This is a genomic window from Paraflavitalea pollutisoli, from assembly GCF_029360705.1.
In the GTDB taxonomy this organism is placed as follows: domain Bacteria; phylum Bacteroidota; class Bacteroidia; order Chitinophagales; family Chitinophagaceae; genus Paraflavitalea; species Paraflavitalea pollutisoli.
On the sequence record NZ_JARKMX010000008.1, the window covers coordinates 1972096 to 1986379 of the forward strand.

The 14284-nt window shown below is 51.0% G+C and carries 10 protein-coding genes; 3 read left to right on the plus strand and 7 right to left on the minus strand.

Annotated features, from left to right (window positions below; translation table 11 throughout):
- Positions 1–4: 4 nt before the first annotated feature.
- From P2W70_RS21740 to P2W70_RS21755, 4 genes are all read right to left on the minus strand, one after another.
- Positions 5–871 (minus strand): TssN family type VI secretion system protein, encoded by an 867-nt coding sequence (locus P2W70_RS21740; RefSeq protein WP_276483636.1) that lies wholly within the window; start codon positions 869–871, stop codon positions 5–7.
- Between the two features lie 21 nt (positions 872–892).
- Positions 893–2278, minus strand: coding sequence for a type VI secretion system contractile sheath protein TssC (locus tag P2W70_RS21745; RefSeq protein ID WP_276483637.1), 1386 nt, complete (start codon positions 2276–2278; stop codon positions 893–895).
- Positions 2279–2329: 51 nt separating this feature from the next.
- Positions 2330–2794, minus strand: coding sequence for a hypothetical protein (locus P2W70_RS21750; protein WP_276483638.1), 465 nt, complete (start codon positions 2792–2794; stop codon positions 2330–2332).
- A gap of 73 nt (positions 2795–2867) precedes the next feature.
- Positions 2868–5336 carry an ATP-dependent Clp protease ATP-binding subunit gene (locus P2W70_RS21755; protein WP_276483639.1) on the minus strand — a complete coding sequence of 823 codons (2469 nt, stop codon included), beginning with the start codon at positions 5334–5336 and terminating at the stop codon, positions 2868–2870.
- A gap of 349 nt (positions 5337–5685) precedes the next feature.
- Here P2W70_RS21755 and P2W70_RS21760 point away from each other — a divergent pair, with 349 nt between their 5' ends.
- Genes P2W70_RS21760 through P2W70_RS21770 form a run of 3 tightly spaced genes read left to right on the plus strand, consistent with a single transcriptional unit; the run spans position 5686 to position 8948 of the window.
- On the plus strand, positions 5686–6120 hold the full coding sequence (locus tag P2W70_RS21760) for a GPW/gp25 family protein (RefSeq protein WP_276483640.1): 435 nt from the start codon (positions 5686–5688) through the stop codon (positions 6118–6120).
- A 12-nt stretch (positions 6121–6132) separates the two neighbouring features.
- The gene (locus tag P2W70_RS21765; RefSeq protein WP_276483641.1) at positions 6133–7986 is read left to right on the plus strand and encodes a type VI secretion system baseplate subunit TssF; all 1854 of its coding nucleotides are present in this window, start codon (positions 6133–6135) and stop codon (positions 7984–7986) included.
- Between the two features lie 20 nt (positions 7987–8006).
- Complete coding sequence (locus P2W70_RS21770; RefSeq protein WP_276483642.1) at positions 8007–8948, plus strand: type VI secretion system baseplate subunit TssG; 942 nt, start codon at positions 8007–8009, stop codon at positions 8946–8948.
- 18 nt (positions 8949–8966) lie between these two features.
- On the opposite strand, the gene P2W70_RS21775 is transcribed toward P2W70_RS21770, so the two are convergent.
- From P2W70_RS21775 to P2W70_RS21785, 3 genes are read right to left on the minus strand one after another with little or no spacing between them, the layout of a single operon-like run.
- The gene (locus P2W70_RS21775; protein WP_276483643.1) at positions 8967–9692 is read right to left on the minus strand and encodes a hypothetical protein; all 726 of its coding nucleotides are present in this window, start codon (positions 9690–9692) and stop codon (positions 8967–8969) included.
- A 6-nt stretch (positions 9693–9698) separates the two neighbouring features.
- The gene (locus tag P2W70_RS21780; RefSeq protein ID WP_276483644.1) at positions 9699–10148 is read right to left on the minus strand and encodes an SMI1/KNR4 family protein; all 450 of its coding nucleotides are present in this window, start codon (positions 10146–10148) and stop codon (positions 9699–9701) included.
- Positions 10149–10176: 28 nt separating this feature from the next.
- Positions 10177–14280 carry an RHS repeat-associated core domain-containing protein gene (locus P2W70_RS21785; protein WP_276483645.1) on the minus strand — a complete coding sequence of 1368 codons (4104 nt, stop codon included), beginning with the start codon at positions 14278–14280 and terminating at the stop codon, positions 10177–10179.
- Positions 14281–14284: the final 4 nt, after the last annotated feature.

Genomic DNA, 14284 nt, shown 5'->3' on the forward strand with positions numbered 1-14284 from the left:
GGTGTTATAAACTGTTTGTAATACGCTCACAGACGATCACCGCGCTTTCTTTGATCCGGTTGTCCCGAAACGACCTTTCCGGATCCAGCACCCTGTTAAGCTGGTACCACTTGCGCTTTCGCCTGAACCACCAGTGGTAGGCCTCATGGCTCCGGTCCTCAAACACGATGGGCGTTTCGCTCCGCACTTCATTATAGTGATTGATGAGGTGGTAATACAATTCTCCCAGCGTCATATGCTCGGGCGCCTTGGCGGTAAACTTGTTCTTTCCCTTGTCTCCCGGACTGTTGGACAGCTCGAAGAATACTGCCAGCAACTTCTCTCCCTGGGCCTCGTCGCGCATCTCCAGGTTCTGCACCTCCAACGGATATTGCCAGGTTTTGAACTCGGCAGCCGGGATGGCCATCGCAGCCTCATAAGTATACATGAACAACAGGGGAATGAAAAACGAAAAGGTGCTGATCAGCATGGGATAAAACAGAAACCCTTTGTCGGCTACAAAGTATTGCAGTGCCGAAAAGATCACGATGGTAAAGAAGATCAATGATAGACCAAAGATCAGTTCGCCAACAATCACCTTACTGGTTCTTTGTCCGCCAGCCTTGAAATACTTGCGGCCAATCAGCAGGTAGATCACGCCAAACAGGAAATAAACCAATGCGAGTATCCAAAAAACAACAAAGGAATGACTGGATATGACCGAGGAAAGAAAAGCAGCACCCGAGGCCATCACCGAGGAGATGATGCCAAACAGGTAAGGTCTTTTACCCCCCGACGTAAAACCAGGCACCAGTTGTTTGACAGCCAGGCCGATGAACACCGAGCTGGCCAGGAATATGCCTAAGTAGGTATAAAAGAATTTGAGTGTCATAGTTGTACAGCAGCATTCATGCTATTTTTTATCCTTCGCTTCTTTCAATTCTGCCTTCCACTCTTCGCCATTGTCACCTTTGTAGCCATCCAGTTTTACCAGGAAGCTCTTGGCCGGAAAGAAAGGAGTGATGTGAATATCGAGGAATACATGATCGGGCTGTGTATCATCTTTTTCGAACCGGAGTATCTGAAACTTTTCGATCAGTTTATCGGGGCCTTGTATCCCATCGAGGAACTTGACGATCTGCGAGCGCAGGTTCTTTTCCATTTGTGTGGTCCACAGTTCAAAAGCACGGCGGTTGAGGAAATCGGACAATACCTTGGCGATGAAGTCGAACACGCGTACTACTGAATACGTCTTCATACCAATATTGTCACCATTGAAGAGCGTCTTGGCCGAATAAGGCATTACCCTGCCCCACTCTCCTACCAAGGGCACCAGGCCCGCATCTTCCAGCATCGAGATATCTTCTTTTAACGTACTGAAGCGGATCGCATCCACTTCATCGATGGAGCCATAGGTTTTGCCGGCTACCGGTTGTGATAATTTGGTACAATACATTTTACCCGCCAGGGCTGCCGATCCGGGTACATACAGGTCTTCTTCTTCCTCTACTTCATTGTTCTTGCCACGGCATACCATATAATTACAGGTCATGATCACGTTGGCCTTGTGGGCATCCCCACTGGTGAGGTTGGCATCCTGAAAGATATCCAGGGCTTCACCAGGCGACTCCACATTGATGAAGTCGGTCACCAGCATCACCTTGTTGTTGTAAGCCATCTTGGTCCACTTATCGAGGGTGGTATTGTTTTTCAGGTAACCGGGTATTACCATCAGCGAATAGTTGTGCCGCATATCGAGCCGGTCATAGTTGGTCTTGAGCTCGTGGGCAACATGTTCGATGAACTTGGGCTCGGTCAGGTTCGTCAACTCGCGCAAGGGGGCGTTCATGATGTTGACGTTCTTGAGCTTGGTCGATTCGGTATTCTTATAAAAAAGGTGTACAGTGCGGTAATTGGTTTCCAGTTCACGGGTAGCCGACAATACTTTTCGCACATTTCCCTTCAGCAGTTTATCGGCAGATTGTGAACGCTCAGCAGCCTTGTCGACCATCTCGGCTACCGTATTGTTTTCCGACAGCAGATCGACCCAGAGGTTCAATTTCTTCTTGAGGTCGGCCCGCTGTGACTTCTTATCCGGATCGGTGAGAAAGATATTCCTTTTTGCTTTACGGGCCGGATTAAGGCTATCGACGCCATCTACAACTGCTTCGAGAAAATCAAATCCACCTTTACTGGCTAGTCCTTTTACCGAGGTTTCCAGTGCAGGCACCTGCTCAGCTACTTTATTGTCGGCTTCTTTATATGCCTGCTGGCTGGTGCTTTTTACTTCGTTTTCCATATAGAGCGTTTAATAGTTCGATATTCAATACGTTCGGTTAATGGTAGAGGGTTACTCCTGGGCTTCAACGGTTTCCAACTCTGCTGCCAGTGCTTTCAGGGCATTGACGAAAGCAGCCCGTGTTTCCGGATTGTTGATCACGTTGTTGAGCGACTGATTTTGTTTGAGCTGACTGATCACTTTCAGGTAAGCATCATTTTCCAGGCTCAGGTTCTTGAGGTAGTTACTCTGATTAACCAGTGACTTTACTTCAAAGTCACCGAGGCCCGAAAAGGCGAAGTTCTCTTTGATGGTCGAACCATCTTCGCGGTTCAATTCCACATCGACGTTAGGCTTGAAGTGATCGAATACTTTCTCCACCGTCTCCAACCCTTTGACGATCTCCGGCAAGGGAGGATCTTCGTTGGTCAGCTTTTGAATAAAGAGTGTCTTATTCGGAGATATCTCAATGAATCCCTCTCCAGCAGGCTCGGGCGCTAATATGGTAGTAGCAATACCGGCTTTGTTTTGTGGCATAATGGATGGTTTTGCAGCTATGTAAATTAGTTATTAATCAAATCGTGGACTATACCCACTTCGTACCATTTCGTTATTCGATGGTCCAGGCCAACTCTTCCGCGTTGAGGCCTACCAGTATTTGTTGCCCCTTTTTCACCTCACCTCCAATGATATACTTGGAGATGGGCCGGCTCAGGCGGTTGCGGATCACCCCGGCTACTTGCCGGGCACCATATTTCGGCGTGAAGCCATTCATGGCCAGGTAGCGTTTGGCATCATCAGTTAGTTGCAAACCAATACCTTGTTTGGTCAATGCCTCCAGCAATCCCTTCATCTGTATGTCGAAGATCCGCACCAGGCTTCCTTCATTGATCGGCGCAAAAGGTATGATCTCCGTCAACCGCGCGAGGAACTCGGGACGGAAATATTGCGACATGATCTCCATCAGTTTGTTCGAGTCGGGTATGATTCCCTGGTCAAACTGACCTGTAATCCATTCACTGCCAATATTGGAAGTAAAGATGATGAGCGCATTGGAGAAGTCACCTTCCTTGCCCAGCCGATCGTGCAGCGTCCCTTCATCCAGTATCTGCAGAAAGGTATCAAACACGGAAGCATGCGCCTTCTCGATCTCGTCAAAGAGCAATACGGAATAAGGTTTCTGGCGTATCTTATTGACCAGCATACCTCCTTCTTCATAACCTACATATCCAGGTGGGGCGCCATAGAGCAAAGCGGCAGAATGCTCTTCCTTGAACTCCGACATATCGAACCGGATCATGGCTTTTTCATCATTAAACAGAAACTCTGCCAAAGATTTTGCCAGCTCTGTTTTTCCGGTACCTGTTGGTCCCATAAAGAAAAATGATCCGATCGGTTGCCCCTTTTTATTCAACCCGCTGCGCGATTGCAGCACGGATTCGGCTATGGACCTGATCACATGGTCCTGCCCTACTACCCGGCGCTTGAGGTAACTATCCATATTGAGCAACTTCTCCTGCTCCTGTACTTTTATCTTACCGAGCGGAATACCCGTCTTGTACGACACGACGGCCGCGAGATCTTCTTTGTTGACATCGCTCTTGTGGTCATCGGCGAGCACCCCGAGCTGTGTGAGGCAATTGGACAGGTAAGTATCAAACTCTTCTGCCGTTTCAAACTTGTCGGTCTGCGCCGGATCCTCCAGCTTGCCCAGCAATACCGGGCTGATCTTGCTTTGGATCACCGTATCCAGCCATTTGTAATCGGAAAACAATTCCTGGGGAGTCACCTGCCCGTTGTTCTTTAACCGCTCGTATTCATCTTTCAATTGACTGATATCCTGTTTATTGGTATCGACCATGAGTTTGATGGCGGCCATGGTACGATCGAGCAGGTCAATAGCACTGTCGGGCAAGCGACGGTCTTTGAGGTAACGCCTGGCCAGTCGCACACACTCCTTCGCGGTATCCTTATCGATGGTTAAACCATGATGCTCCGCAAAGCGCGGAGCCAGCCGGTCTACCATGCGAATGGCTGCGGCTTCATCAGGTTCGCCTACCTGCAGTATTTCGAACCGGCGGTTGAAGGCCGGATCAGATTCGATGTACTTGCGGTATTCATCATTGGTGGTAGCGCCGATCACGGTGATCTCTCCACGGGCCAGCTCGGGCTTCAGCAGGTTGGCAGCGCCGGCCCCTACACTCCCTCCTTTGCTATCCAGCAACACATGTATCTCGTCGATGAACAGGATGGCTTTGGAAAACTGTTTAACTTCTTTGAGGATATTCTTGAGGCGGTCTTCAATCTCTCCCTTATAAGAAGCACCGGCAATGAGCGCTCCGAGATCCAATTCAAAGAGTTGTGCTTCAGCGAGTCGCTCGGGCACTTTACCATTCACAATATCAAGGGCAAGGCCATCGATGAGCGCCGTTTTACCTACCCCTGCTTCCCCAATGATCATCACATTGGGTTTGGTACGACGCCCCAGTATCTCCATCATCATGCGGGTTTCTTTGTCGCGCCCAATGATGGGATCGGTCTTACCGGCTTTCGCCAGCGCCGTTCGTTCGATACAATATTTATACAGGGCACCGGCCGATGCTGGCGCGGTAGCCTTATCCGTTGCACCAACTGCTTGTTGCACACTGCCTTCGCTGATGAAGGCATCGAGTATTTCTTTCTCCAGGATGGGCAGTGATTTGAGTTGGGCGCCTGTAAAAGCAATACCTGGTTTTACGAGCGCTGCCAATACGGCGATCGGCGTTACCTTTTCCAACCCCAGTTTGATGCGGGTATGATCGGCTTCATCGAATACCTGTTTAATGATCTTATCGCCCGTCACGGTAGCAGCTGCTTTCCCCACTTTGGGTAAGGTGTCGATATGCTCTTCGGCCCACTCCTTTATATAACCGGCATCTTTACCGATCGACTCCAGAAAGTCTTTCAATCCCACTTCGTTATGCAGGAGCGACCGCAATAAATGCGGGGGATAGAAATATTCATTGTGATATTCCCTGGCCAATGACTGCGCAATTTCCACCGCCATTTTCATGGATTCGTTAAGGACTATAGTAGACATGTATTTAATTAGTGGCTGTATGATCACAGCACATGAACAGATCTTTTCTAAGCGAGTAAAGGGGGATTAAGAATAGGGTGCGGGGGCAGATTTGACAAGGCTTACAGCGAATGCCTTGATTTTTAAGTGAAGCTAAATATAGAGAATGTAACCGAATTATCCTAAATTTCCATTATTAAATTTAGGCTTCGTACTAACGGCGAAAAATTTGATAATCAACTATAACGACACCCCTACAAACGCACTGTTCAACGTCAAAGTGTAGCCCGGATCCGCAAATACCCACTTACCCGAAGCACCGAAAATCCATTATTACGTCTAATCATTGATCAATTGACAATTGTGGTCTATGAGCACCTACTATAAAATTCCACTACAACTTGATGCAGTCATGAAAGGCAACAAGTTAACCACTTGTGACCTGGCTGCTTCCATTCGGCAGAACCTGGAAATGATCCTAACGGCCCGTTATGGCGAGCACCGCAGCGATCCCAGCTTTGGTTGCGAGATCTGGAACCTCGACTTCGAGCTGATCTCCAGCGTAGCGGCCTGGGAAGAAGGTTTGCGCAAATCGTTGATCCGTTCGGTTACCAGTCATGAACTCCGGCTCACCGATGTATCCATCAATGTTACCATCAGCGACCTGGAGAAGTATAGCCTGTTTAAACAAAGTACCGAAATGAAGAAGCGGGTCAATATCCAGGTCGTCGGCACGATCGCCAAGACGGGTATCCCTTTTCAATACGACACCAGTATGTTTCTCAGTCCTTTATCGATCGAATAAACTGACACCACTATGTTACCTGAAGTGAATAGCTCGAAAGATGTTATCAAGAACAGGATGTTGCGCCATGCCCTCACCTTTTGGAATATCCGGCAGATCGAAGACCTGGACCCCGCGGTGAAGCTGATGCTGGAGGCGATGGCGAATGAATTGTACATGCTAGGCCAGGAGACCCGGGACGCGCAGGTGCGGATACTGGAAAAGATTGCCGGCCTGCTGGCCCCGGATTCACTGACAGCCCCGGCCCCGGCGCATGCCCTGCTGCATGCCATGCCGACGGAAGCGACGGAAACACTGGACAGCAGCAGCAGCTTTTTCGTACCGGTCAAGTTGCCTTCCCTGGCCAATGATGGGTCGGGTGCTACCATCCCGGTCCACTTTACCCCTATCCACGCCGTGACCTTACAGGATGTATCGATTGCCTACCTCGCTACCGGTAACAACCTGTATACCTATGGCCCCACTTTCAACAAGCAACTGATGATCCGCGGGCATGGATTGCCGGAGAACAATACCCTGCACCTGGGGTTGAAGGTCAATGCTGCCCTCTCCCACCTGCAACCCTTCTCCCTGTGTTTCGATACCCGCAACCTCGAGCTGCAGCTATCCCAGCAACTGTATCAATTACTACCACTGGCCAAAGTAGCTGTCAATGGACAGGCATTATCGGTAACACCCGGCATACCTGATAGCAACACCGAGGAAACGGGCCGTCCGCAGGAACCCGTATTTATGGAATACGACCTGCTGCCCCTGATCGAAAAGGATATCCGTCATTATTATACGTCGCGTTACCTCACGATCGACCGGCTCGAGGTACCACCCGGTAACGGGCTGTTTCCTGCCTCGTTCCAGCAATCCTTTCCGGTAACCGAACTACAAAAGATCACCGATAAATTGCTGTGGATCACCATCGTGTTTCCGGCGGCCGTGCGGCAAGACCTGCTCGACGAGCTGTATGTATATCCCAATGCCTTCCCCGTCATCAACAAACGCTCCTTTGAATTGAAGCACCGGTTGAAGGGTGGCAGCCATATCATTCCGCTAAAGACCCGCGACCACGAACATTTCCTGGCCATCAAAACCTTGTCGGATGAAAGCCATGCCTTCCGTTCGGTGCCCTACCGTAAAATGGAGGAAGAACAAATGGGCACCTACACCTTGCGAACCGGCGGCGTAGAACGTTTCGATACCCGCAATGCACGGGAAATGATCAGTTACCTGCTGGAACTCCTGCGCAGTGAAAGCGCAGCTTTTGCCGGACTGGGCTATGACTTCATTGCCACTACCCTGAAAGAAATGAACCAGAAAATACAGATCATGCAACAGAAGATGCAGGGCAATAGTGCGGCGGGCACCGAGTTGCCGCATTACCTGGTGGTAAAACCATTTGAAGACAGTGATGTGATGTATGTGGAATACTGGACCACCCTGGCAGAAACCGCCAACAACCTGCGGGCGGGTACCCGGCTGCAACTGGAGAAAGGTGTAAAAGTGAGACCCGACAACCTGGTGCTGGTGACGACCACTGTAGGCGGCAAGCACCGTCTGCGTCCGGAAGAGCGGGTCAACGCTTTCCGCTATGGTATCATGTCGCGCGACCGGATCGTCACGAAAGAAGACATTCGTCATTTCTGTTTCTACGAACTGGGCGACCGGCTCAAAGCCGTGCGGGTAGAGAAAGGGATCGAGATGGACCCCGGTCCCCAACAGTCTTTCCGCCGCACGATCGATGTGTTGTTGACCCCCACCAACCAACATACCTTATTGGAAAAGGATTGGGACCTGTTGCGGGAACAATTGCGGACCAAATTGCAAACCCGTTCCGGCACCAGCAATTATTACCGGGTACTGTTACAAGCCTAACCCATCAACCAAGTAACAACATGAAAGAACCGATATTCAGTGCACTCGAGTATACTTACAAAGACCTCAAAGCTGAGGTATTGGCGGCGGAGATGCTGGAGCAGGGAGCTGATCCCGACAGGCTGCTGATACAAACGATCAGTGCCCGCAGGCGTACCGTGAGCAAAGATGTACAAGGCATCGAAGAGGAAGAATCGGAATACGATCATCGCGTGTATACACTGATCCAGGCGGCGCGCGAAGGGCTCTACGATATGCTCCCGCAGCGGCTTTTTCATGCCTCCACCCCACACCAGACCTTGCGATCGGAAGTTGATATCTTAAAAGCCATCAAGCAGCGGGAGGAAGAAGAGCGTCATGCGCGCCGCTTCTTTTTGCCGTTTGAAGGCGGACTGCATTTTTTGCGTACGCAACTGGCGTTGTATGAAACCAGGCTCGACAAACGTTCCCAATACAGCGACCTCGTAGCCTTGTTTGCCGGCTATTGGCCCATCTTCGACCTGCTCGATACACGGCAGGCCGATATCTTCCTGCACCTGCTGCCCATCATTCACGATATCCGCGATGAGCACCGCATCATCGAAGATGTGCTGGAGATCATTTTACAGGTACCGGTGCAACTATGTTTGCAACATCAGCCGCCACAGCAAATGGCTGCGCCCACGTTTAGCCAGATGGGCGATGCGCAACTCGGCATCAACCTTACGACAGGCAATGCTTTTTTTGATGATGGACTGGAAGAGATCATCGTGCAGGTAGGTCCCGTGCCACAGCGAATTCAACAGGAGTTTATGCACCAGGGCCGTGGCCGTCGCGTACTGAAAGCGTTGCTCGATTACCTGCTTCCCGCCCAGGTAGATGTCGTGACGGAGTTTGTATTACCAGAGGCCGAACGATTCACCCGCCTGGCCGATACGACCAGCGACATGAATGCGGTGTTGGGGGAGGATACTTTTTTATGACGCCATGCCGGCACGGCATTATATAGGTTTCAGTCCGGCCTTCAGGTCGTTTACCCATGCTTCACTACCAGGGTTTTCCTGCGCGATGTTGGGAAACCCGCCCTGGCTAAAGCAGTGTCGCAGGTAATCCACAAAATACAGATCCCCATACGGCATATTCACCATGCGCGTATCTGCAACAGCCTGTTCACTCAACACAACACCATAAGCCATACCACCACTGACATTGTCCTTGTGGTATATATCCGGCGATATCTCCACATAAGCCGGCTCTCCTTCTTCCACATTTTCCTCCATCGTCTCTGCCCAGCCTTCTCCTTCGTTGGCCATATAGGCCAGTTGGTGCTCAACGTTATCTACGTAAAGCGGGTCAGCCATATGGAACCTGGCAGGCTGCTTCCAGGAGTGCCGGAAATCGACCGCGCCAACGATGCGCCAGAAGTATTCCAGCGACAAGGGTAGTTCGCCAAATTCTCCTGCCACTTCTTTCACGCCCTCGACATGCTCAGCAGTGTCCGCATCAGGCAGCGTACGGGGTGTGTCAGACTCGAACGAATAGCCTTTTGCCCGCAGGGTATCGTATAGCAAATCGGCATTGAAACGCACGCGCTCCATGGTTTCCTGCACCACTGCTTCCACATCGCTCCACACTGCTTGTTGCCCTTCAGCATCCATTGCATGTATTTCCTGCCACACGGCTATCTCTTCACCTTGCTGGTATCTTGCCAATAATGTGTTGCTCATGGGTAGTTATTTCGTAAACCGCATAGACAGGCCATCCAGCATGGTCTTGAGGTTACTGCAATGATAAGTAAACTCGCCCGTTAATTTTTCCGGGAATTTTGGCTTCCAGGAATAGATATAACCATAATCATCAGGAGACACTGAAAATCCAAACAGGAACTCGGACCGGTTCCAGGCGAAAGGTATCTTGTTACCAAAATCAACTCCCTGCGCTTTGAAGGCTGCCAGCTTTGATTCGATCGTTTCCTTTCCATGGGTGATGGGATAGAAGCCTTTTAGCGGCACCACCAGCTCATCTCCCCAGCTGTATTTGGCGTTTTGTGGAATACCGCCATTGTGTTGCCGGTAGAAGTCGATAAAATCTGGTGGAAGTTTTGCATTGATCAACTTTTCAAATGCCTGCAGATCGCTGTCGGTCAAAGCCTGTTCCTGGTTGGTAAATACGATTGTTTCCATATTAGCTTTAAAACTTTTTCCAAATATATTAACCACAACTTACTTTCTTGAGTGGACTTGCCGGTTCAATACCTTCTGCATCGAGTGCCTTGGCACATTCCGGGCATATGGGCCTACTGGCTGCAATGGCTTCAACATTCAGGTTATTGGCCTTCGCATAATCAATGATCGTCGTTTCAGCATGGCCAAGCCCCGATGCCCGTAGTTCGCCCTTGTTCAGGTCCAGCGCATCGCGCTGCGCGGGACTCAGGTGTTTATCGCTCGATGCCACAATAAGATATCCATTTCCATCTGCATCTGTAGCATACCCCACCGCTGTTGTTTTCCAGCCTTTCGAATTGGGGTTGGCATCGGCAATAGCGTCCGCCTTTGCCTGCAGGTCGGCATTCGACGGCACGGATTGCAAGGGCGTTGCCTGACTCGGCGTCTGCACAGGTACCGGCGCCAGCCCCAACGGATCGATCCAACTATTGGGATCGGCCACATAACTATAAAATCTTCTGCCTGCCAGCATCCTTACCGGGTCTTCGCTGATATAGGCTCCTTCTTCGGCCGAATAATACCTGAACCTGTTGTACGACAAGCCAGTTTCCGCATCTTCATATTGTCCCTGGTAGCGAAACGGACAATCACCAGCTGCACCCGCATACTGTTTGCGGATGCCACCATAAATATCGTATTCTACACTCCAGGTTTGTCGGCCTTCTCCGTCAAACATTTCTACCGGTGTACCCAGGTAGTCGGTGACGATGCTATAGGTTTGGTCGCCGGTTAATTTAGCCGCCGGCCTGGAACTGCCTTCGTCAAATATCCAAGTGATCACTTCATGGGTTGGCTCCGGCTTACTTGGCACCATCATGCCCCACTCGTCGATCACAGTTACCGGTCGCTCCCCGACCGGGTAGGTCCATTCGTGCAGGGGCTTATTGCCATCCCACACCCACCTGGTGATCTTCCCGTCAAACAACTTGGCAGTTCTTCGCCCCAACGCATCGTATTCGAAAGTGACCGTTTTACCATCCGGCCGGTGCACTTCCTTCAATTGTCCGTTACCCCTCCAGGTATACTTCCACTCCTGTCCATCGGGTGTTCGTTTGGAGATCCGATTGCCCGCATCGTCGTACGCAAAAACCACACCGTTGGCATGCAGTAATTTACCACCCGGGCCATATTCGCTGTCGGTTTGTTCTTTGGAATGATACAGGTTGCCTGCCTTGTCGGCTGTCCGGTATTCGGTGGTATTGTCTTCGTACCTCGCCCAGGCAAGGTTGGCAAACTCATCGTACCCATATTGCACCGTTCCCCGGGTAAGGCCGTTGACCATACTCTGCAAACGTTCGCTGACATTCCAGGTATAAATTCTGTGGCGCAAGGCATGTCCGTTACTGCGCACGCCCTGCTCGAGGGGACGCCCGGCCTTGTCATAGTCGAACGTTGCAATGACGCCGCCAGGCAACAATCGCTCCGTTTCCAATCCGAGTATATTGTAGGCGAGTTTCGCTTCCCACTGTACCCCTTCACGGTTGGCCGCCTGCACGCGGTCAACAAAGCCAGCCTCATTGCGATCGATCTGTAAAGAAGCGCCAAGGCCACTCGTAAGGGCTGTCCGTTTACCGGCATGGTCGTAGCGGTTTTGCACCACATACCCTTCCTGGGTTTCCTGAATTACGCGGCCACCGCTGTCGCGCACCATCGTCACCGTAGTGACCTCGTTGACTGCCTCTACCAGTCTGCCTGCTGCATCGTAAGTATAAGCATCCCAGGTTCCATCAGGATATTCAATACGCACAACGCGCCCGGCGAGATCATATTCATACCGGGTATGCTGACCGCCAGGCTGGCGGAGGGAGGTAATACGCCCGGCGCTGTTTCGTTCGTAACGCCTTACACCGCCGTCGAAACCCGTTTCTTCCACCACCTTACCCCGGTGGTCATACCTGAATCGGTACACCTCCCGCTTCTCATTGATCAGCGATACCATCCGGTCTTCGGTATCATAGTTATAATACACCCGCACGCCATTCTCTTCCATCATGGTAATACTACCCAATGGCGTGTACTCGAATTTCATTTTCCGATTGTTATCTTCTGCATACACGACTTCCCGGTAAGCATCATAGCGAAACTGTACCTTGTTGCCATCGTAGTTGCGGATGCGCACGACACGGCCCAGCGCATCATAGGTAAAACCCTGTGTTTGCCCTTCCGGGTTAACAACAATGGTACAATGCCCCCAGGCATCGTATTCCCAGCGAGCCGTAGCGCCACCGGGAAAAGACATTTCGATCAGGTTGTGATCGTTGTCGTATTGCAGATAGGTCCTTTTGCCCCGCTCATTTTCGATGACGGTGGGCCGCCCCAGTTCATCGTAATAATAGGAGGTTACCGACCGGCTGGCTTTTACTACAGACCGTAACTGTCCGTCTTTGTGCACATAAACAGTGGCATTGCCAACGGGGTCTGTAATCATCTTTACCAACCCGGTTTCATCATACAGCAACGTGGTGACAGCACCGTCCGGATTTTGCCGGGCGGCCAGGTTGCCGCGCTCGTCATATACAAAACCGGTTATATTCCCTTCCTCGTCAATCTCCCGGTACAGTTCCGGCGTATCGGTGTATTCATGTAACAGCGAATTGCCTGTGGCATCCGTTTCCTGGATGCACAGGTCATTGTCATCGTAATAGAAGATGCGCTTTTCGCCGATCGAATTGACCACCACATTGTATCCTTCGTTGTATTCGATAAAACCCTCCAGCAATCCACCTTCTCCCCAGGTATGCGTGCAGCGGGCACCGGTGGACGGCCCATCATATTCCCAGTAAAATGTTTGTCCGTTCCGGTCTGTTTTTTCCACCATCAGGTGGTTGGCATACCGGATATGGGTGGTACTGCCCAAGGCGTCTGCAATAGCAGTCAGATCGCCAGCTTCATTATAGGCATATTCAACGAACGTACGTCGTTCGCCACGGTGCGCTCCTTCCACTTTCACGATCCGGTCAAACGCATCCAGGGAAATGAATATTTCCCGGCCGGCCGTATCCACCATCCTTTCCAGCACATGCTTGCGGTTGTAGTAGAAGTGAACAGCCAGCCCAGCCACATTGGAAAGGCGAACAGGTTTGAATACATTGTCATACCGGCATGCGTAATGATAGGTCAGGCGGCTGCCATGCTCGAACAACGTATATTGTTTGTGGCCGACACGGGTAAGCGTAAGCTTTTCGGCCCGGTTGTAAAAAGAATCGCCTTCAGCGAGTAGCGGAAAGGCCGTGGCTCGGCCATCGGGCAACGTGATGCCGATGCAATGATCCCCCGGCATTTCCAGCAGCGTAAGATCATAACTGAGGTGCGTACCATGTCCCAACAATCCTTCGTACCCCGAATCGGAATACCAGTTGCGTTCCCAACGAATGGGAATAGGGCCTGGCAGTTCAAAATCGACTCCTTCATACAGCACACTGCCATTGATGAGGTTTACGGGTTCGAAACCATGCTTACAGAATTTTTTAGACAGGCTTTCCGTGCATTTGAATTTTTTCAGCACTCCATGATTGAGGGCGGTTAGTCCCTTCTTGAGCGCCTTACCGCCAATCTTCATCAGCGCGCCGAAGCCAAATGACATGGCCAGGGCCATGAGCATCCCCATGAGGTCGGGCACATAGGGGCCACCTACAATCACCGGCTTGCCCAATGGGATGGGGATAGCGACCGAAGTGGGCAAGTATAAGGAAGGAATGGGTTTGAACTTTTTGCCGGGCGTAATGGACAAAGGAATCCCTACATCGTTACACGACATCACCATAAAGCCCGCGCCGCTGAAATAAGACCCTTCCGCTACCACGCGGTTGCTTCCAAAGAAGTTTTTGGAGTCATGACCGATCATGGGTGCCATGGCGAAGGGACCACCCATGGGTATGTGCACCCGAATGGCCAACATACCATCTGTACCGGCATTGCCGCGCGGTACGCTATTGACCTTCACGGTGGCGCCGATCTTGGGCACCCAATCGAAAGGATCAAATACCAGCCCGATAAAAGGATGTGGAATGGGCACGGGTGCTCCGAGAATGATCACGAAGTGGATATCGATGCCCAGTATTGGTAAAAGATGTTTATTGGCGGGTAACATACAA